This window comes from Paraburkholderia sp. CNPSo 3076, assembly GCF_026343935.1.
Lineage (GTDB): Bacteria > Pseudomonadota > Gammaproteobacteria > Burkholderiales > Burkholderiaceae > Paraburkholderia > Paraburkholderia nodosa.
On record NZ_JAPMAL010000013.1, the window covers coordinates 1 to 18,310 of the forward strand.

Sequence of the window (18,310 nt, forward strand, 5' to 3'; positions counted from 1 at the left end):
CACGGCGGAACTTCAGGAGCGAGCCCCACAGCGAAATGTGATCGGGCACCTTGTCGGGCCAGCCGACCGCGCCGAAATAGATCGCGTCAAAACCCTTGAGCGTGGCGAACCAGTCGTCGGGCATCATCTTGCCGTGCTGCAGGTAGTAGTCGCAGCTTGCCCAGTCGAAATGGGTGATTTCGAGGTTCAGGCCGAACTTCGCGGCCGCCGCCTCGACGGCGCGCACGCCCTCGGGCATCACTTCCTGGCCGATACCGTCGCCGGCAATGGCGGCGATTTTTAATGTCTTGCTCATGTCGCGTTCTCCGTTTCTGTGCTGAATCTGTCCTGATGCGCCAGCATGCCTGAAAACCCGCCGGCGACCAGCCCCGCAGGCGTGGATAGATTCAACACGAAACGTGAATAATCGCACGAGGGCGCGCTACGGTCCATGGATGCGCCATATTCAGCGCCCGGCGATTTCCTGCCGATGCCCGATCTCGCCTACACTCCCGGTTGGCTCCACCGCGCCTTTCGCTGAAACGGCGTATATCCTGATCGACCGACTTATGTTCTCGCTTTCCGACACCCTTCCCTCCGACAAACCCGCCCTCTACGAATCGCTGGCGGCGCAGGCGCGCTCGCTGATCGAAGGCGAAACCGACGTCATCGCGAACGCCGCGAACTTCGCTTCGCTCGTGTTTCATTCGCTCGAAGGCCTGAACTGGGCGGGCTTCTATTCGTTCGACGGCACCGAGCTCGTGGTCGGTCCGTTCCAGGGCAAACCGGCGTGCGTGCGCATTCCCCTGGGCAAGGGCGTATGCGGCACGGCGGCGGCCACGCGGCAAACGCAGGTGGTGCCCGACGTGCATGCGTTCGCGGGCCACATTGCATGCGATTCGGCTTCGCAGTCGGAAATCGTCGTGCCCCTCGTCACGCCGGACGGCGAGCTGATCGGCGTATGGGACGTGGACAGCCCGCATCTCGCGCGCTTCGACGAAGAGGACGCGAAAGGCATGGAATTGCTGTGCCGCACGTTCATCGAGTACGGCATGAAGCGTCGCTAAGCGTTGGAAGGAGAAACGCCGCATCATCCTGAGTGGGCGACGTACATCGTTCGACACCTACTCAGGATGCCGAATCGTCTGACGCATTCGCCTTGACGAAGTCGACGAACGCGCGCAGCGGCGCCGGCAGGTGCCTCCGCCCAGGGTAGTAGAGAAACGGCCCCGGAAACGACACGTCCCAGTCGTCGAGCAGGCGCACGAGCGCGCCGCTGCGGATATGCGGCAGCAACATCTCTTCGAACAGATACACGATGCCGACGCCATCGAGCGCCATGTTGATCAGCAGGTCGAGTGCCGCGCCGGGACGCACGACGAGCGGCGTGGGCGGGTCGAGGCGCAGCACTTCGCCGTCGCGCTCGAAATGCCAGAGCGGCATCGCCCCGCCCGCGAACTGCACGCGCAGGCACGCGTGGTCGAGCAGCTCGCGTGGGTGGTCAGGCCGCCCGCGCGCCGCGAGATACGCGGGCGAAGCGACCGTCGCGAAGCGCTCCACGCGCGCACCGATGGGAATCGCGATCATGTCCTGCTCGAGCCGCTCGTCGTAGCGGATTCCGGCGTCGCAGCCGATCTGCAGCACGTCGACGAAGCCGTCCTCCACCACCACCTCGACGCGGATCTCGGGATACGCGCGGTGAAACGGCGCGAGCACGCGAGGCAGGATGGTGCGCGCCGCGCTCGCGGGCACGTTGAGCTTGAGCGTGCCCGCCGGCTTTTCGCGGTAGCCGTTGAGCACGTCGAGCGCCGCTTCCATCTCGCTGAAAAGCGGTGTGATCGATTCGAGCAGACGCTGCCCCGCCTCGGTCGGCGCGACGCTGCGCGTGGTGCGGTTCAACAGTCGCAGCCCGAGCTTCGCCTCCAGTCTGCGCACCGCGGCGCTCAGGCTCGACGCGGAAACGCCGCCCACGCGCGCCGCATCGCGAAAGCCGCCCGCGCGCGCCACCGAAACGAAAGCGGCCAGATCGTTCATTTCCATCGGCATGGTTAACCCCGCACTGTTCGATCAGATTGTTCGATTTTCCGCACAGCCTGTACTGATCAGATGGGATTATCGGACAATTCGAAGGCGCCCATACTGCGGGCATTCGTCAACCGAGGAGTACGCAATGCCGAACCGCAAGCCCACAAGCACCTATGAACTGGCCGGCCGCCAGGTAAGCCGCATGGGCTACGGCGCCATGCAACTGGCAGGCCCCGGCGTGTTCGGGCCCCCGAAGGACCGCGCGCAGGCCGTCGCGGTTTTGCGCGAGGCGCTGGAGCTGGGCGTCGATCACATCGACACGAGCGACTTCTACGGCCCGCACGTGACGAACCAGATCATCCGCGAGGCGCTGCATCCGTATGCGCCGAACCTCACGATCGTCACCAAGGTGGGCGCCGTGCGCGACGACAAGGGCGCCTGGCTGCCGGCACTGGAGCCCGCCGACATCGAGCGCGCCGTGCACGACAACCTGCGCAACCTGGGTCTCGACGCGCTCGATGTGGTCAACCTGCGCATCATGGGCGACGTCCACAAGCCGTCCGAAGGTCCCGTGGAAAAGCAGGTCGAGGCGCTCGCCCGCCTGCGCGAGCGCGGCCTCGTGCGCAACGTCGGCATGTCCAACGCCACCGCCGCGCAAATCGCGGCGGCGCAGCGCCTCGTGCCGATCGTGTGCGTGCAGAACCACTACAACCTCGTGCACCGCGACGACGACGCCCTGATCGACGCCCTGGCCGCGCAAGGCATTGCCTACGTGCCGTTCTTTCCGCTCGGCGGCTTTACGCCGATTCAGTCGTCGGCGCTTTCGTCGGTTGCCGCACGCCTCGAAGTCACGCCGATGGCGCTCGCGCTGGCGTGGCTCCTGCGGCGCTCGCCCAACATCCTGCTGATTCCGGGCACGTCCACGCTTTCGCATCTGCGCGAGAACGTGGCGGCCGCGCAGCTCGAGCTGGACGACGACGTGCTCGCCGAACTTGACGCCATCGGCAGCAGCGGCAGCAGCGGCAGCAACGGCGGCGGCGCCCACGCCTGAGCGCGAGGCACCGCGCCGTCATGCCACTTCGGCCATCTCCAGCTTGTTCGCCAGCGCGTCGCGGATCAGGGCGACCGGCCGCACGAGGCGCCCAGGCAGCGCCCCGTGCACGAGCCACACATTCAGGCCCGAGCGGAAATCGGTCGCGTCGATGATCTGCAGCTGGTCGCGCAGCGGGCTGCGTGCGAGCGCCTGCGGCGCGGCGAGCCCGACGCCCATGCCGCGCGCGACCAGCGAAAGCTGCAGTTCCGAGCCGAAGGCCTCGACCGCGACGTTGAACGGCAGACCCGCCATGCCCATCGCACGGCTCAGCGCCGAGCGCATCCCGCAGCCGTCCTGGTTCAGCACCCACGGATGGTGCGCGAGCGCAGCGAGCGTGGTGGGCTCGTCGGGCAAACCAAACGAGCGCGCCGCGACGACGAGGGTCGGCGTGTAGCCGAGCTGAGTCGCGACCACGCCCTGCGGCGGCGTGACCGCGGCGGGCAGCAGGATCACCGCCGCATCGAGTCGTGCGCGCTCGACCTCGTCGAGGAGCCCTGGCGACCAGCCCGCCCTCACGCGCAGCGTCAGCTTCGGAAACTCACCGCGCAATTGATCCACGGGCTGTTCGAGCGCAAGTTCCGAGAGAAACGGCGGCACGCCGAGCTTGAGTTCGCCGACCGGCTCGCTCTCCGGCGAGGCGACCGACATCAGGTCATCGACCGCACGCAGGACCGAGCGCGCGAGGCCATACACCTCGTTGCCCGCGGCCGTGGGCTTGAGGGGCTTGCTCTGACGGTCCAGAAGCTCGATGCCGAGCGTCGTCTCCAGGTTCTGCACGCGGCGCGTGAGGCCCGGCTGCGTCAGGAACAGCCGCTCCGACGCCCGCACTAGCGAGCCGCTTTCGACCACCGCCACGAAGGCTTCCAGATCTCGGGTGTTCACAATAACTCCGCATAAAGATTATCGCGATAATTCAATTGTCGCATAACGTGACGCTCCCTACGATACGTGAACCTGCCACGTTGCGGAGCCAATCGATGGAGCACCCTGCTGAAACCTGCACGCGCGTGATGGCGCGCGAAGCCACCCCCGCGAGCCACGCTAGTCACGCCACTCACGCCACGCTCACGCTGCCGATGACGCTGTTCTTCGCCGCCGCAGTCGGCGTGATCGTCGTCAATCTGTCCGCGGCCCAGCCGCTCGCCGGGCTCGTGAGCCAGTCACTGCAGTTGCGCCCGGAATTCGTCGGCGCGGTCGCCATGCTGCCGCAGCTCGGCTACGCAGCCGGCCTGCTGCTACTCGTGCCGCTCTGCGATCTGCTCGAAAACCGCCGCCTGATTTTCCGCACGCTGCTGGCGTGTTCTGTCTTTCTGGCCCTCGCGGCGCAGGCGCGCTCGGGCCCGCTCTTTCTCGCCGCGGCGTTCCTCGCGGGTGCGACCTCCAGCGTGATCCAGATGCTCGTGCCCATGGCCGCCTCGATGGCGCCCGAAAGCCAGCGCGGGCAGGCCGTAGGCAACGTGATGAGCGGCCTGATGCTGGGCATCCTGCTGTCACGGCCGCTCGCGAGCCTGATTGCGGGAACGCTGGGCTGGCGCGCCTTCTACGGTATCGAAGCGGTGGCGGATGCCCTGCTCGCGGTGATCCTCTTTCTGCGCACGCCGCGCCGCATGCCGAGCGTGACTGCGCGCTACGCCGATCTGCTTTATTCGCTCTGGACGTTGCTGCGCACCGAGCGCGTTCTGCGACGCAGCGCCCTCCTTGCGGCGCTAGCCCTGGGCGCCTTCTCGGCGTTCTGGACCGCGGTCGCCCTGCTGCTTTCGCAGCCGCCGTTTTCGCTCGGCATGCACGGCATTGCCGCGTTCGCGCTGGCGGGCGCGAGCGGCGCGATCGTCACGCCGCTCGCGGGCCGGCTGGGCGATCATGGCGCGGGGCGCGCGGTGCAATACGCCGCGCACGCGACGATGCCCGGCGCGGTCGTGCTCCTGGGCGTAGCGGGCGCGGGCTGGGGCGGCTTTTCGCCCGCCGCGCATCCCGCGCTGGCGCTCGGCCTGCTCGTTGTGGGCGCGGCTGCGCTCGATGCGGGCGTCATCGCCGACCAGACGCTCGGACGGCGCGCGATCAACCTGCTCAACCCAGCCGCGCGCGGCCGGCTCAACGCGATTTTCGTCGGGATGTTCTTCATCGGCGGCGCGGCCGGCGCGCTCATGGCCGGCGCGGCGTGGGCCACGGCACGCTGGAGCGGCGTGTGCCTGGTCGCCCTCGGCTTCACGGTAGCGGTCATCGCGCTCGGCTTCGTCTACCGCGCGTCGCCGGCTTCTAGCCGGTAACGCCCCGCCCGGCGAACCCATGAAAAAAGCCGCGGCTGATTCAGCCGCGGCTTTCCTGTATCTGCGTTGCCACTCGCGTATCGAACGATACGAAACGACACGAAGCCAAACGAAGCGAAGCGCGCCCGACTTCCCGGTCAACCTGTCATGCGCGCGTCGATGCGCTCACGTCTGCTGATCCGACCCTTCCGCGGGCTGCGCGGTGTTGTCGTCGGCGGGCTTTTCGTCTTCCTTCTTCTCGACTAGCTGCTCGACTTCCTTGGCGCCCTCGAAACCGGCAACCGCGGCGGCTGCCTTGGTCAGGAAGCCTGCATTCGGATCGAGCTTCTCGGCGCCTTCCACAGCAGCGACCGCACCGGCAATTTCACCCACCTTGTCCAGAATGCCCATTTCACCCCTCCAGTTGAAACCCGCTCCGGGCTGACGAGGCGATGTCTCGCCCCCCGTGCGCCGCACCTTCCATCCAGCGAGCGCGCCGCTTCATTGTGTGCCTGCTCGATGGCCGCATCAATCACTAACTCATTAATCTGACAATGATTAACGATGTTATATACGAACGCATATTGCGACGCGTCAATTGTTTGACTATAGTGAGGTTGTCTCCTCCATGTCTCCCTTGGCATGGTTCAAGCCCGCATTTGCTGCGGGCTTTTCTTTTTGCTGCCTCGCGTTTTCACCGGGCGCTGGCTCGCCCCTGGCCTGCGGGCCGCGGCCTGGCTCACGCCGTCCGCTGGCATAATCGTCCCTTCGCCGTTTTCCAGCCCTCTTTGATCTCGCCGCTGCAATGAATCTGCATACCTGGTGGCTGTTCCTCGTCACCGTCTTCGTCGTCTGCGCCATCCCCGGTCCTAACATGCTGCTCATCATGTCGCACGGCGCGCAGTACGGACTGCGCCGCACGAGCGCGACTATGGCCGGCTGCCTTTCCGCGCTGGTTCTGATGCTGGCCGTTTCGGCAGCCGGGCTCGGCGTGTTCCTGCAAGCGTGGCCGACCATGTTCAACGCGCTGCGCTTCATCGGCGCCGCGTACCTCGTGTACCTGGGCATCAAAGCCTGGGGCGCACCCGTGCCCGAGGCCGCCGCGGACGTTGCCGAACGTGTGGCCGCACGCCCCGTACGCTCGCCGCTCGCGCTCTATCGCAACGGCTTCTTCGTCGGTGGCAGCAACCCGAAGGCGATCCTTTTCGCGGCGGCGCTCCTGCCCCAGTTCATCGACGCGACCCGACCGGTGCTGCCGCAGTTCGGCGTGCTCGTTGCGACCTTCGCCGTGTGCGAAGTGAGCTGGTATCTCGTCTACGCGGGTTTCGGCACGCGCATCGGCGCGACGCTCAAGAGCCGCCGCGTGGCAAAAGCGTTCAACCGCGTGACGGGCGGGGTGTTCGTCGGGTTTGGCGCGATGATGGCTTTGATTCGGCAGTAAGGCTTGCCGGGCGGCGCGATGGACGTGGCACGGGAACCATAAAACTCTAACTTCAGAGTTCACTGCTTCCCTGTTTGCAGCCCAAGCGCCTGCCTGGGCCGGAATCGCAACATATCGGCGCGTAACGCCTTACCGATAGATTCCATTTCGCTCTCCCGGATGCACGCGCCAGGCCGGCCGGCCGGTAGTCGCCGGTCTGATCTGTGGAGATGAGAAATGCTTCCACCCACGCGCAAATTAATCTGGACTGCTACGGATATATCGTATCTGTGGCTACCCTGCTCCAGACCAAAGAGACTGGCATCGCACGTCGGCGAGACCAGGGTTTTCCCACGTTATGCGAGTCTCGCATAGGGACATGCCACCCCCGCATCGTCCTTTTTTTGACCGCTTCTACCATCCGGTCTGACTCTGGTGTGAGGTGTGAGGCGTGATCCATCCCGCAACCAATCGAATTCGGAGTCGAGGGATCGCCCGCTTTGTTCAGTTCATCAACGAGCCGGTGAGTTCGCCGTTCCTTCCGTCTAAGGTCTCTTCCATTTGCACACGATCATGAATAAATTCGCGCACCCCGTATCGGCTCATTTTCGTACGACCATTGCCGCCGCACTGGCCATATTCCTTGCCCTTCCGCTCTATTCCACGCCCGCCGCGGCCGCGGACACCAGCGCCGAACAACAAACGAATGCCTCCGGCCAGCCAAAACAACTTCCGCGCGTCATCGTGCTTGCAACCGGAGGCACGATCTCCGGAACGGCGGATGCCCGTTCCGCAATCGGATACAACTCGGGCGAGCGCACCGGGCAGCAGTTGATCAAGGATGTACCTGGCATCGAGAAATTCGCCACGATCTCGGCGGAGCAGATTTCGAATATCGGTTCGCAAGACATGAACGACAAGGTCTGGTTCCACCTCGCCAAACGCATCAATGAGGTTTTTGATCGCGGCGAGGCAGACGGTGTCGTGATCACGCATGGCACGGACACGATGGAGGAAACCGCGTTCTTTCTGAAGAACGTTATCCATTCCACCAAGCCTGTCGTGCTCGTAGGATCGATGCGACCGGGCGGTGTCACCAGTGCTGACGGCCCCAATAACCTCCTCGAAGCCGTTGAAGTTGCCGCAAGCCCTCAGTCGCAGGGGCGTGGTGTGATGGTGGTCATGAACGATACGATTCATGATCCGCGCTGGATCACCAAAACGAATACCACTTCCCTTCAGACGTTTCTGTCTCCCAACGCCGGGCCAATCGGCTACGTGGATCCGGCGTCGATCCGCTTCGTTGCGCCCGTCCTCGCGGCTCGCAAGTCCTCGTACACGCTGCCCGCTGACGGACAATTGCCCCGGGTCGAGATTGTCTTCGCGCACAGCAACATGGACGCGACACAAATCGACCATGCGATCGCAGACAAGGCGAAGGGGATCGTGATCGCGGGGGTCGGCGACGGCGACGTTTCCAACGCCGCCATGCTGGCCATGCAGCGCGCCGCAAAAATGGGCGTCGTTGTCGTTCGGTCTTCGCGGGTTGTGTCGGGTTTCGTGAACCGCAACGTCGAAGTCGACGATGACAAGAGCGGATTTGTCGCGTCCCTCGATCTCAATCCCGAGAAGGCCCGTTTGCTGACCCAACTGCTGATCGCCAATGGGATCACGTCCCCCGCGCAGGTCCAGGCCGCGTTTTCTGCGACTTACTGACCGAAGCCGGAGTGGATTGCGCCCGCAATGAGTCGGCGCGGGTGCAATTCGCATGGTTGCGATCACCGACTTTCAGCGGGTCAGTCGCGATAGCGAGCGTGACCTGGTGCAACGGTACCAGCGTAAGATCGGAGCTTCCTGAAAACGGTATTTCGCGTCTCGGAAGGCGGGCCATACATATGGAAATCAAGTGGGTCGAGGACTTCATCGCCCTTGCTCAATACCAGAGCTTTTCGCGCGCAGCGGAGTTCCGCAATGTCACGCAGTCTGGGTTCAGCCGGCGCATTCAATCGCTGGAGCAATGGGTCGGCGCGGAATTAATCGATCGCAGCAGCTTCCCTCCGGTGTTGACGCCCGCAGGTCAACTCTTCCGCGAAGTCGCTGAAGACATCCTGAATAAGCTCTTCGATACACGCGCCATCATCCGGACTGAAAAACGCATCGCAGGCAAGAGCCTCCAGATTGCCGCTGGCCACACGATCGCGCTGAATTTTCTGCCTGCGTGGCTCAAGGCGCTTTCCGCCCACTTCGGGGACGTGCGCGCGCGCGTGGTGCCGGCCAATGTGCACGACTCGATCCTGACGCTCGTGAACGGCAACTGCGAATTGATGTTCGCCTACCACCACCCTGAACTGCCCTTGCATCTCGATCCCGCGAAGTATGAGCATCTCACGGTGGGTATCGACACGCTCATGCCCGCCAGCCGGCCAAACCTGCGTTCCGCGCCGATGTATCGACTGCCAGGAACCGCAAAACAGCCGCTGCCTCACATTTCATACACGGAGACGAGCTATTTCGGCCGTTGCCTTGCAGTGCTGCTCGGTCGAGCCCCCTCTGCACCGTCCTTGTTGCTTCACTATGAATCGGACATGGCCGAGGTGCTCAAAAAAATGGTCATGGAAGGCGAAGGGATGGCGTGGCTGCCGAAGAGCGCGATAGCCGCGGAACTGGATGCGAGTGAACTGGTCCCCGCAGGGCCGACGCCCTGGAATCTGGATATCGAGCTTCGGGTCTACCGCGACGCATCGAATCGCAGTGAGTTTCTCGATACGCTCTGGCAGCATCTTCGCGCGGTTGTACAGTCTGGCGTCTAGGGTATTCCCGCGTTATGCAAAATTCGCATACGCGCATGCAACAACGGCATCATCGCTTCTTTTGGCACCCCTAATATGCCTCCCAACGCTTGGCCGAGGTCGCAGTCGATCTCGCTCCAGGCGTCTCTCAACGTACACCGGTCATGTCTTGACCACCTTGCGTCACTCAAGGACAGACGGAAATGAAAAATCGCCTCACCGTTTTTATTGCCGTTGGCATGATACTGGGCGTCATTGCGGGCTACGCATGTCACGCCAGCACATCCGACCCGGCGACACTCAAAGCCATTGCAGGATACTTCTCGATCATCACGGACATCTTCCTGCGTCTCATCAAGATGATCATCGCGCCACTGGTGTTCGTCACGCTGGTGTCGGGCCTCGCCGGCATGGACAGCGGCCAGGACGTCGGCCGCATCGGTTTGCGTTCGGTGGGCTGGTTCGTTTGCGCGTCGCTGATTTCGCTCACGGTGGGCCTCGTCTTCGCCAATCTCCTGCAGCCGGGGGCCGGCCTGCACATGGTGGCGGGTACCGGCGAGGTCGATACCGGCCTGAATACCTCGGCACTGAACTTCAGGGACGTCCTGACCCACGCCTTTCCGACCAGCCTGCTCGACGCCATGGCGCGTAACGACATCCTGCAGATCCTGGTCTTCTCCGTCTTCCTCGGCCTTGGACTGAGCGCAACGAAGCGCGACGCGCGCGTCAAGGTCGTGATCGAGATGATTGAAGGCATGGTGCCCGTCATGCTGCGGGTGACGAACTACGTCATGCGGGCGGCGCCCTTCGGCGTGTTCGGTGCGATCGCCTCGGCGGTGACGCTGCGCGGCCTCGACGTCATCTACACGTATGGCAAGTTGATTGGCTCCTTCTATCTGGGGCTGGTCGTGCTGTGGGCGATCCTGGTTTTCGTCGGCTATCTGTTCCTCGGCCGTCGCGTCGGCACCTTGCTCAAGGCGGTGCGCGAACCCGCCATGATCGCGTTTGCGACGGCGAGCAGCGAGGCGGCCTATCCGCGGCTGACCGAGCAGCTGGAGCGCTTTGGCGTCGACAAGAAAGTCGTCGGCTTCACGCTTCCGCTGGGCTATGCGTTCAATCTGGACGGCTCGATGATGTATCAGGCGTTCGCGGCCATCTTCATTGCCCAGGCGTTCGGGGTCAACATGCCGATCTCGCAGCAGTTCTTCATGCTGCTCGTGCTGATGCTAAGCAGCAAGGGCATCGCCAGCGTCCCGCGCGGCTCGGTGGTGGTGGTCGCGGCAGTGGCGCCGATGTTCCATTTGCCGGTCGAAGGCGTGGCCATGGTGCTTGCGATCGACCAGATCCTCGACATGGGCCGCACGATGACCAATGTGATCGGCAACAGCGTGGCGACCGCGGTGATCGCGAAGTGGGAAGGCGCGCGAGCGAGCAACGCCGCCGACTTCATCGAGGACGACGAACAGATTTTCGGCCCGGCGCATGGTGGAGCAAAATGACTTCCGATGTCGCCGGCCACAAGCGCAAGTTCGGTATTGTCGGCGGCCTGGGGCCGCTGGCAAGCGCAGATGTTTTCTTCAAACTGGTGAAGGCGACGCCCGCATCGACCGATGCCGAACACTTCGACGCAATCTTTCAGCAGTCGCCATTTCCCAACTCGGGCTCCGGAAGCACCGCGACGACGGAACGCAAGCTGTACATCTTCGAGATGATCCGGGACTTCGAGAAGCGCGGCGTGACCACGGTCGTGCTGCCGTGCTTTCTCAGTCACACCTTCATCGACGAACTGCGCGCGAACACGCGCTTGCAGATCGTGGACATGATCGAGGCGGTTCGCAGCCATGTGCGACGCAAGTTCCCGGGTGTAAGCCGCATCGGCATACTCGCCTCCGACTACACGCGGGAAAAGCGCCTGTTTGAACGGTACTTTGCGTCGCCCGAGTTCGAAATCATCCACCCTCGATGCGCTGAACGCTTCGATCCGGTTACGGAAGCGGTATATGGATCGGACGGCATCAAGAGCGGGAACCTGCGCGGGCGTCCGGTCGAGCTGTTGCGCGAGGCTTGCCGGGATCTGGTCGAGCAAGGTGCCCAGGTGATCGTGCCCGGCATGACAGAAATCGCCCTGGTTGCGGATGAAATCGGCCCGCTGGGCGTGCCGCTCGTCGATGCCAACCTCGCGTATGCGCAGTACGTCGTCTCTGGCGGCTACGGTTCGCCGTCTCACAACTTCAAGGTTGGGGTCGTGGGCGGTGTGGGGCCCGCGGCGACGGTCGATTTTCTGCAGAAGATTGTCCGCAATACGCCCGCCACGCGCGACCAGGATCACATCAAGCTGCTGGTCGAACAGAACCCGCAGATTCCGGACCGCACCGAGAATCTGATCGGCGACGGCGCGGACCCAACGGTCTCGCTGTACGCGACGTGCAAGCGGCTCGAAGACGGCGGCGCGGACATCATCGCCATTCCGTGCAACACTGCGCATGCATTCGTCGAGCGCATCCAGCCGTACCTCAACATCCCGATTGTGAACATGTTGACGGTCACGGTCGGCTATCTGCGCGAGACTTATCCGGCGCTTCGTGATGTCGGCGTGCTCGCGACATCGGGCACGATCGAGAGCGGGGTCTATCGAAAGGCGCTCGAATCGCAGGATCTTCATCAAGTCGTGCCCTCCCCGGCGCTACAGGAGCGCGTAATGGAAGCCATCTACGGCAAACATGGCGTCAAGGCGGGATTGACGACGGGGCAGTGTCAGGAAGACATCGCTGCCGCCATGGAAGGACTGATTGCCGAAGGCGTTGAAGTCGTCGTCCTTGGGTGCACCGAACTCCCGCTCCTTTTGACCGGGAGTGAATTCGTGGGCAGCGGCGGCGCGCGCGTCAGGCTGATTGATCCCACCGACGTTCTCGCTCGACAGTGCATCGCGTACGCATTGTCGGCAGACGCGACCCTCGGTTGACCCGAACACTCTCCAACGGAGCAAAGAGATGTCCAATCGTTCTGAACGCATCGAACACGATCTTCTTGGCGACCTCGCCGTGCCCAATGAAGCCTATTACGGAGTCCATACGCTTCGTGCGCTCGCCAATTTTCCGATTACCGGCATTCCGATCTCGACTTATCCGAATCTGGTCAACGCCCTGGCGTACGTGAAAGAGGCCGCGGCGATAGCGAACTACGAGTTGCGCCTGCTCCCCGAGCACAAGATGAAGGCCATCGTTCATGCGTGCCAGCAGATCCGTGAGGGGGTTGTCCACGACCAGTTCGTCGTCGACGTGATTCAGGGCGGGGCCGGCACGTCGACCAACATGAACGCGAACGAGGTGATTGCCAATCTCGCGCTCGAACATCTTGGTCACGAACGAGGGGACTACGCGGTACTGCACCCAAACGAAGATGTGAATCTGGGGCAAAGCACCAACGACGTTTATCCGACTGCGCTGAAAATCGCCACGTATATGGGCATTGCGCAACTGGTCGATGCGATGGGCGTCTTGCGCGAATCGTTCGAACGGAAGGCGGCGGAGTTTCGCGACGATCTGAAGATGGGGCGAACCCAGTTGCAGGACGCGGTCCCCATGACCCTGGGACAGGAGTTCAGCACCTTCGCAGTCATGCTCGAAGAAGATCAGGAACGTCTGCGGGAAGCGTCAAAACTGATTTGCGAAATCAACCTGGGCGCCACGGCGATCGGCACGGGCATCAACACGTCGCCCGACTATGCGCCGCTCGTCTGCCGCCATTTGGCCAGCGTCACGGGTATCCCGGTGACGACGTCGCCCAATCTCGTGGAGGCGACCCAGGACGTCGGCTCGTTCGTGCAACTGTCGGGCGTGCTCAAGCGCGTGGCGGTCAAGCTTTCAAAGACCTGCAATGACCTTCGCCTGCTATCGAGCGGCCCGCGCGCAGGCCTTGGCGAGATCAATCTGCCGCCGGTTCAGGCGGGCTCCAGCATCATGCCGGGCAAGGTCAACCCGGTCATTCCGGAGGTGGTGAACCAGATCGCTTTCGAAGTCATTGGCAATGACGTGACGGTAAGCTTTGCCGCGGAGGCCGGTCAATTGCAGTTGAATGCGTTCGAGCCGGTCATTGCGCACAGCCTGTTCAAGAGCGTGGCGCACCTGCGTGCGGGATGTCTCACCCTGGCGTCGAGGTGTGTCGACGGGATCACGGCCAATCGCGAGCGACTTCGTTCGCTCGTTGAAAATTCGATCGGCATCGTGACCGCACTGAATCCGTACATCGGCTATACGAATGCGACGCAGGTAGCCCAGGAAGCGCTCGTCTCGGGAAGGAGCGTCGCCGATATTGTCATTGAGAGAGGATTGCTCACGCGGGCGCAACTCGAGGACATTCTCAAGCCAACGATGCTGACGCAGCCGAGGCATCACCTGCCGCTTGCATAGTTGCCGTACGCCGCCAATCAAACACCGCCACATCCGGCTGAAGTCCAGCGCGTTCATGCAGCTGGACGGCCAGCCACCGTATGGCTAATTGCGACCTTGCATACGGTAGAGTTCGTTGGCGCGCGTAAGATGGGCGCGCATCGCCTCCTCGGCGGCGTCGCCGTCACGGGCGGCGATCGCATCGACGATGCGTTGATGCTCGGTGAGCGTCAGCTCCTCAACGCCTGGCGCGCGCACGAGCGGCTGGTAGTATTCGCCCGCCCACCGGAACAGCGACTCCACGATCGAGGGAAAAATCGGGTTGCCGCTGATCTTCGCAATTTCGCGGTGGAACGCCATGTCCCTCTCGATGAATTCCGCGAGATTGACCATGGACGCGCGATGCTGCGCCACGCTTAACTGAAGCCGTGCGACGTCCTCTTCAGTAGCCCGCTCGGCTGCCATGCGGGCAGTGCCGGTTTCCAGGAAGAGCCGCGCATGCTTGAGGTGCTCGAGCATGTCGGGCTGGGTGCGCAGCAGATGCAGCGCGCCACCGGCGATCTGGGCGATCAGGCGGTCGGCTGTCGGCACGACCACGCGGGCGCGCTCACCATGCACGATCTCGACGATGCCGGAACGCTCCAGCGCCTGCAGCGCTTCGCGCACCGCCGGCCGCCCGACGCCGTATATCTCCATCAGCTCGCGCTCGGACGGCAACTGTGCGCCGGGCGCGATCTCGCCCGCACGGATGCGTTCCATGAGCCGGTCGACGACTTCCTGGTATAGCTTGCGACGTGGAATGATCTCGCCCATTGCAGTGGTACTGTAAACGTCTGGTGTAATGACAATACCACACCGCGCCGCCGGCCACCACGTCACCGCCGGATCACTTCGTCTGCCCTTCGCGCACGGCGCCAAAGAAGTCGGCCTGGCCGATCTGTCCGCCCTTGAGCACGATTTCGAGGCCATCGCGCCCGGCAGCGCTCGACCACGCCCGGCACAGCGGCGCACCGGGCGCCACGCCCGCCGCCACACTCAGCGCGTCAATACCGAGCGCGCTGGCGACCTCGCCCGAACTGTCGCCGCCCGCAACGACCACACGCGAGACGCCGGTGCGATCGAGCATGCGCCGCATCAACTCAGCGAGCGCACGGCCCACCTCGCGGGCAGCGTCCTGGCGCGTGCGTCCGGAGCGCCGCGCAATCTCGTCGAAGCCGCGCACGACCGGGTCGTCCGGGCCTTCCGCGCTGTGGACCAAGGCGCTGCTTCCGCTGACGATGGCTTGCGTAGCCGCACCGGCCGCCCGTTCGATTTCAGCGGGTCCGGCCTGCGAATCGAGGGCACGCGCGAGGTCGAGCCGATCCACGTGAAAACCGTGCTGGCGTGCCCAGCCAATCTGTGCCGCGGTGACAGGCGAACAACTGCCGCTCACCACGCCAATCGCCTCGACCGGGCTCGCCGCGGGCAACGACGGCGCAGCAGGCAGCCAGCCTCGCGAGCGCCAGTACGCGGCAAGCGCGTACTGGAGGCCCGATGACGAGGCCGTGAACACCCCTTCTCCACGCGCTTCCCAAACGAGGCGGCCCGCTTCTGCCAACGTTTCGTCGTCGAGCACATCGATCAGCACGACGGGGGTATCGTCCGCGCATAGCATGCCCACGCGTGTGACGCCCTCCCCGGCGCGCAACTGAAGCATGTCGACGAGTTCGACGCGGCGCGCCGTCTGCCGCGCGAGATGGCGGCGCAGATCGGCTTCGTCCATCGGCGTCACGGGGTGGCGCGCCATCGTCGGATGACGGTCGAGGCGATAGCCGACGCCGTCGACGGCTGCGAAGAGATTGCCGAACACCTGGTAGCGTTTCAGGCGCGGTGCGCCGATCACCATGGGCGACCAGCGCCCCGGCATGTGCTGCGCGCCGATGTCGATCGCGGCGCCAATCGAACCGACCTCAGGCGACGAATCGAACGTGGAGCACACCTTGTACTGCAGCACCGGTGCGCCGAGCGCGGCGAGGCTCGAAAAAGCATGTGGCAGCGTCTCGCGCATCCACGCCGTGCTGCGCCCGCGCGACGATCCCGCAATGCCCACACAACGCGCCTCGGGAAAACGCGCGAGCGCCTCGGGTGTGGGCGTATCGAGAAAAAGGATGGTGGGGATGCCCGCGGCCGTCATGGCCTCCATCGCATCGGTCGACCCCGTGAAGTCGTCGCCGTAATACGCGAGCAGCAGGCCCTCGGGCAGGGACGCGTTGTTTGCTTCGGCCATCCCGCTGCTCACTTCCAGAAGCCGAGCGCCGCGCGCAAGGACGGATGCCTTTGCGCGTGCTGCTCCAGCGGTACGCCTTCGATGGCGGCGCACCAGGCTTCGCGCAATGCATCGACGCCCGCGGCCACGCCCTGCGGGTGTCCGAAGATGCCGCCGCCCGCCGTGTGGATGAGATCCGCGCAACCGAGTGCGGCGTAGGTATCGGCGGCCTGCAGGCCGGTCTGCCCCGAGCTGAAAACAGGCATGGCCGGCATTGGGGCGCTTGCCATCACGGGCGCGAGCACGGCGCGCGCAGCGGCGATCACGCTTTCGTCGGGCTCGCTGAACTTGTTGCGCAGGCCGTTCACGTGCACGTGGTCCGCTCCCGCGAGACGCCAGATCATCTGCCACGGCGCGTAGTCCCAACCGAGCGCCGGACTGCGCGAGAGGTAGCCCCACCCCGCCCGATGCGCGTGGATGGGCAACTGCGAATGCCGCCGCAACTCATGCAGTCCCACAATCCCTACCGAATTGAGCACGGCCATCACGCACGTCCCGCCATACGCGAGCACGAGATCGTGGCGCCGGCGCATCTGGTCGAGGTCGCCCGTGAGATTGAACGCCACCATCACCTTTTTACCGGTGCGTTCGGCGTGCTCGTCGACCACGCGCATCACCGCCTTCACGCGTTCGTCGAAAGGACAATGCGGGCCATCGGCCTGTAGTTCGTCATCCTTGATAAAGTCGATGCCGCCCTGCACGAGCTCGCGCACCTGCTGCGCGGTTTGCTCGGGCGAGAGCCCCACGCTCGGCTTGATGATCGTGCCGATCAGTGGACCTCGCGCCACGCCCGTGAGGCGACGCGTGCCTTCGATGCCGAACGCCGGCCCCGGATAGGCCGCCGCGAACGACTCTGGCAGTCGCAGCCCGGTGAGCCTCAGGCCCGACACCTGACGCAGCTCGAACAGGTTGCCCGCAATGGTCGACATCAGATTCGGCAGCGACGCGCCGAAATTCCCGATCGGCCACGAGAGTTCGAGCGTACAGCGCGTGTAGGTGTCTGAGCGCATGCCGCCGGGCAGGCTCGGCGCATCCGCGGTTTCGAGCACGTCGAGGCGCTCGACCCGCGCGCCCGAGCGCGCCTTCAGCTCGGGGGTTTCGTTTGGCAGTGCGACGAAGGTGCCGCTCGACTGCTCTCCGGCGATGACGTCGGCGGCACGCCGCGGATCATCGCCGGTTTCCAGCCAGTAAGTCGCGTGAATACGTTCGGTCACGGTGTGCTTCCTGTTTCGGGTCAGGTGATGCGGCGAATGCTCTCGGCGATCTCGGCGCGGTCGAACACGCCCTTCCAGTCGTCGCGCATGAGGCGCGGTTTGCCGAATTCGATCGCCTTGTTGCAGGCGTCGGAGAACGCGCCGGGTATCTCGTTGAAGATCACCGCGCTCAGGATGTTCATGTGGCCGAGCAGGAAGTCGCGCGCCGCTTCCTTGGGCACGCCGCGCTGGATGGTCTCGTCCATCGCTTCTCGCATCACGTACAGGAGCGTCGCGCAGACTGTTTCGGAGAGGCCCGGCTCGAGCATGGCCATCTGGTCCACACTCAGGCGATACGAGCGCAGGATCGGCGCGTAGATGGTTTTCGCCACGTCTTCGCCGAGATCGAACGCCTCATCCGGGCCCTGCATCAGCGCGCTCGTGATCGACTGCTTCGCGTATGCGCCACCGAAATGATCGTGAAGTGACTTTTCATCGACATCGTAGTTAAAGATGATCGGATGGCATGGATGCGCCACGAAGTACGTGAGATCGGGCCGCTCCGGCAGATGGCCCGCGAACGGCGCGGCGGCGTCGAGCGTCATCACCATCGTGCCGGCCTTCAGCATGGGCGAGATCTCGTGGCTCAGCTTGCCGATCAGCGTATCGGGCACGGCGAGGATGACGACGTGGGCGCTATCGAGCGCCGCTTCGACCGACACGCAGTCGATGTTCAGCTCGTCCTTGAGTCGCTTGCGGCCCGCCTCGCCGACTTCCACGTGCGCCACGCGGTAGTCCGACTTCTGCAGGTTGCCCGAAAGGCGAAAGCCCATCTTTCCGCCCGCGCCAAAGAGCGCGATTTTCTCTTTCAT

General features: G+C 64.1%; 17 protein-coding genes. 9 read left to right on the forward strand and 8 right to left on the reverse strand.

All coding sequences use genetic code 11. From position 1 onward, the window contains the following. Window positions 1-295, reverse strand: a 295-nt coding sequence (locus M3A49_RS16145; protein ID WP_266229559.1) for an isocitrate/isopropylmalate family dehydrogenase, incomplete at its 3' end; no start/stop codon positions are given. A 253-nt stretch (window positions 296-548) separates the two neighbouring features. Between M3A49_RS16145 and M3A49_RS16150 the strand changes: the two genes are divergently transcribed. After that, window positions 549-1,046 carry a GAF domain-containing protein gene (locus M3A49_RS16150; RefSeq protein WP_069268631.1) on the forward strand — a complete coding sequence of 166 codons (498 nt, stop codon included), beginning with the start codon at window positions 549-551 and terminating at the stop codon, window positions 1,044-1,046. 61 nt (window positions 1,047-1,107) lie between these two features. On the opposite strand, the gene M3A49_RS16155 is transcribed toward M3A49_RS16150, so the two are convergent. Next, complete coding sequence (locus tag M3A49_RS16155) at window positions 1,108-2,019, reverse strand: LysR family transcriptional regulator (RefSeq protein ID WP_254354322.1); 912 nt, start codon at window positions 2,017-2,019, stop codon at window positions 1,108-1,110. Window positions 2,020-2,149: 130 nt separating this feature from the next. Between M3A49_RS16155 and M3A49_RS16160 the strand changes: the two genes are divergently transcribed. Continuing rightward, window positions 2,150-3,055, forward strand: coding sequence for an aldo/keto reductase family oxidoreductase (locus M3A49_RS16160; RefSeq protein ID WP_266229560.1), 906 nt, complete (start codon window positions 2,150-2,152; stop codon window positions 3,053-3,055). Window positions 3,056-3,073: 18 nt separating this feature from the next. Here the strand turns inward: M3A49_RS16160 and M3A49_RS16165 are convergent, their stop codons facing one another. Then, complete coding sequence (locus M3A49_RS16165) at window positions 3,074-3,979, reverse strand: LysR family transcriptional regulator (RefSeq protein ID WP_266229561.1); 906 nt, start codon at window positions 3,977-3,979, stop codon at window positions 3,074-3,076. Between the two features lie 95 nt (window positions 3,980-4,074). Between M3A49_RS16165 and M3A49_RS16170 the strand changes: the two genes are divergently transcribed. Further along, a complete protein-coding gene (locus M3A49_RS16170; RefSeq protein WP_416338965.1) occupies window positions 4,075-5,364 on the forward strand; it encodes an MFS transporter in 1,290 nt (429 codons plus the stop codon). A gap of 165 nt (window positions 5,365-5,529) precedes the next feature. Here the strand turns inward: M3A49_RS16170 and M3A49_RS16175 are convergent, their stop codons facing one another. After that, window positions 5,530-5,754: a hypothetical protein gene (locus tag M3A49_RS16175; RefSeq protein WP_266229563.1), complete on the reverse strand. Its 225-nt coding sequence runs from the start codon at window positions 5,752-5,754 to the stop codon at window positions 5,530-5,532. A 394-nt stretch (window positions 5,755-6,148) separates the two neighbouring features. On the opposite strand from M3A49_RS16175, the gene M3A49_RS16180 reads away from it, so the two are divergent. The 6 genes from M3A49_RS16180 to aspA all read left to right on the forward strand — a co-directional run bounded on the left by M3A49_RS16180 (window position 6,149) and on the right by aspA (window position 13,961). Next, window positions 6,149-6,784, forward strand: coding sequence for a LysE family translocator (locus M3A49_RS16180; protein ID WP_254354308.1), 636 nt, complete (start codon window positions 6,149-6,151; stop codon window positions 6,782-6,784). A gap of 552 nt (window positions 6,785-7,336) precedes the next feature. Continuing rightward, window positions 7,337-8,479, forward strand: coding sequence for an asparaginase (locus M3A49_RS16185; RefSeq protein WP_266229564.1), 1,143 nt, complete (start codon window positions 7,337-7,339; stop codon window positions 8,477-8,479). Window positions 8,480-8,658: 179 nt separating this feature from the next. Next, window positions 8,659-9,573: a LysR substrate-binding domain-containing protein gene (locus tag M3A49_RS16190; RefSeq protein WP_266229565.1), complete on the forward strand. Its 915-nt coding sequence runs from the start codon at window positions 8,659-8,661 to the stop codon at window positions 9,571-9,573. Window positions 9,574-9,755: 182 nt separating this feature from the next. After that, complete coding sequence (locus tag M3A49_RS16195) at window positions 9,756-11,051, forward strand: dicarboxylate/amino acid:cation symporter (protein WP_266229566.1); 1,296 nt, start codon at window positions 9,756-9,758, stop codon at window positions 11,049-11,051. Beyond that, window positions 11,048-12,514 (forward strand): aspartate/glutamate racemase family protein, encoded by a 1,467-nt coding sequence (locus M3A49_RS16200; protein WP_266229763.1) that lies wholly within the window; start codon window positions 11,048-11,050, stop codon window positions 12,512-12,514. Before M3A49_RS16195 ends, M3A49_RS16200 begins: the two co-directional genes overlap by 4 nt. A gap of 28 nt (window positions 12,515-12,542) precedes the next feature. Next, the gene (aspA, locus tag M3A49_RS16205; protein WP_266229569.1) at window positions 12,543-13,961 is read left to right on the forward strand and encodes an aspartate ammonia-lyase; all 1,419 of its coding nucleotides are present in this window, start codon (window positions 12,543-12,545) and stop codon (window positions 13,959-13,961) included. Window positions 13,962-14,045: 84 nt separating this feature from the next. Here aspA and M3A49_RS16210 read toward each other — a convergent pair whose 3' ends face one another. The 4 genes from M3A49_RS16210 to M3A49_RS16225 all read right to left on the reverse strand — a co-directional run bounded on the left by M3A49_RS16210 (window position 14,046) and on the right by M3A49_RS16225 (window position 18,310). Continuing rightward, on the reverse strand, window positions 14,046-14,753 hold the full coding sequence (locus M3A49_RS16210) for a transcriptional regulator NanR (RefSeq protein ID WP_254354305.1): 708 nt from the start codon (window positions 14,751-14,753) through the stop codon (window positions 14,046-14,048). A gap of 73 nt (window positions 14,754-14,826) precedes the next feature. Further along, complete coding sequence (gene oiaK, locus M3A49_RS16215; RefSeq protein WP_266229570.1) at window positions 14,827-16,206, reverse strand: 3-oxo-isoapionate kinase OiaK; 1,380 nt, start codon at window positions 16,204-16,206, stop codon at window positions 14,827-14,829. Between the two features lie 8 nt (window positions 16,207-16,214). Further along, complete coding sequence (locus M3A49_RS16220) at window positions 16,215-17,459, reverse strand: ribulose-bisphosphate carboxylase large subunit family protein (RefSeq protein WP_266229572.1); 1,245 nt, start codon at window positions 17,457-17,459, stop codon at window positions 16,215-16,217. A gap of 20 nt (window positions 17,460-17,479) precedes the next feature. After that, the gene (locus M3A49_RS16225; RefSeq protein ID WP_266229573.1) at window positions 17,480-18,310 is read right to left on the reverse strand and encodes a phosphogluconate dehydrogenase C-terminal domain-containing protein; all 831 of its coding nucleotides are present in this window, start codon (window positions 18,308-18,310) and stop codon (window positions 17,480-17,482) included.

Excerpts from the sequence above, each read along its gene's own strand:
- M3A49_RS16200 (WP_266229763.1), top strand. The coding sequence starts at position 11,048 with ATGACTTCCGATGTCGCCGGCCACAAGCGCAAGTTCGGTATTGTCGGC.
- M3A49_RS16185 (WP_266229564.1), top strand. The coding sequence starts at position 7,337 with ATGAATAAATTCGCGCACCCCGTATCGGCTCATTTTCGTACGACCATT.
- M3A49_RS16225 (WP_266229573.1), bottom strand. The coding sequence starts at position 18,310 with ATGAAAGAGAAAATCGCGCTCTTTGGCGCGGGCGGAAAGATGGGCTTT.
- oiaK (WP_266229570.1), bottom strand. The coding sequence starts at position 16,206 with ATGGCCGAAGCAAACAACGCGTCCCTGCCCGAGGGCCTGCTGCTCGCG.
- aspA (WP_266229569.1), top strand. The coding sequence starts at position 12,543 with ATGTCCAATCGTTCTGAACGCATCGAACACGATCTTCTTGGCGACCTC.
- M3A49_RS16160 (WP_266229560.1), top strand. The coding sequence starts at position 2,150 with ATGCCGAACCGCAAGCCCACAAGCACCTATGAACTGGCCGGCCGCCAG.
- M3A49_RS16210 (WP_254354305.1), bottom strand. The coding sequence starts at position 14,753 with ATGGGCGAGATCATTCCACGTCGCAAGCTATACCAGGAAGTCGTCGAC.
- M3A49_RS16175 (WP_266229563.1), bottom strand. The coding sequence starts at position 5,754 with ATGGGCATTCTGGACAAGGTGGGTGAAATTGCCGGTGCGGTCGCTGCT.
- M3A49_RS16170 (WP_416338965.1), top strand. The coding sequence starts at position 4,075 with ATGGAGCACCCTGCTGAAACCTGCACGCGCGTGATGGCGCGCGAAGCC.
- M3A49_RS16180 (WP_254354308.1), top strand. The coding sequence starts at position 6,149 with ATGAATCTGCATACCTGGTGGCTGTTCCTCGTCACCGTCTTCGTCGTC.
- M3A49_RS16150 (WP_069268631.1), top strand. The coding sequence starts at position 549 with ATGTTCTCGCTTTCCGACACCCTTCCCTCCGACAAACCCGCCCTCTAC.
- M3A49_RS16195 (WP_266229566.1), top strand. The coding sequence starts at position 9,756 with ATGAAAAATCGCCTCACCGTTTTTATTGCCGTTGGCATGATACTGGGC.
- M3A49_RS16155 (WP_254354322.1), bottom strand. The coding sequence starts at position 2,019 with ATGGAAATGAACGATCTGGCCGCTTTCGTTTCGGTGGCGCGCGCGGGC.
- M3A49_RS16190 (WP_266229565.1), top strand. The coding sequence starts at position 8,659 with ATGGAAATCAAGTGGGTCGAGGACTTCATCGCCCTTGCTCAATACCAG.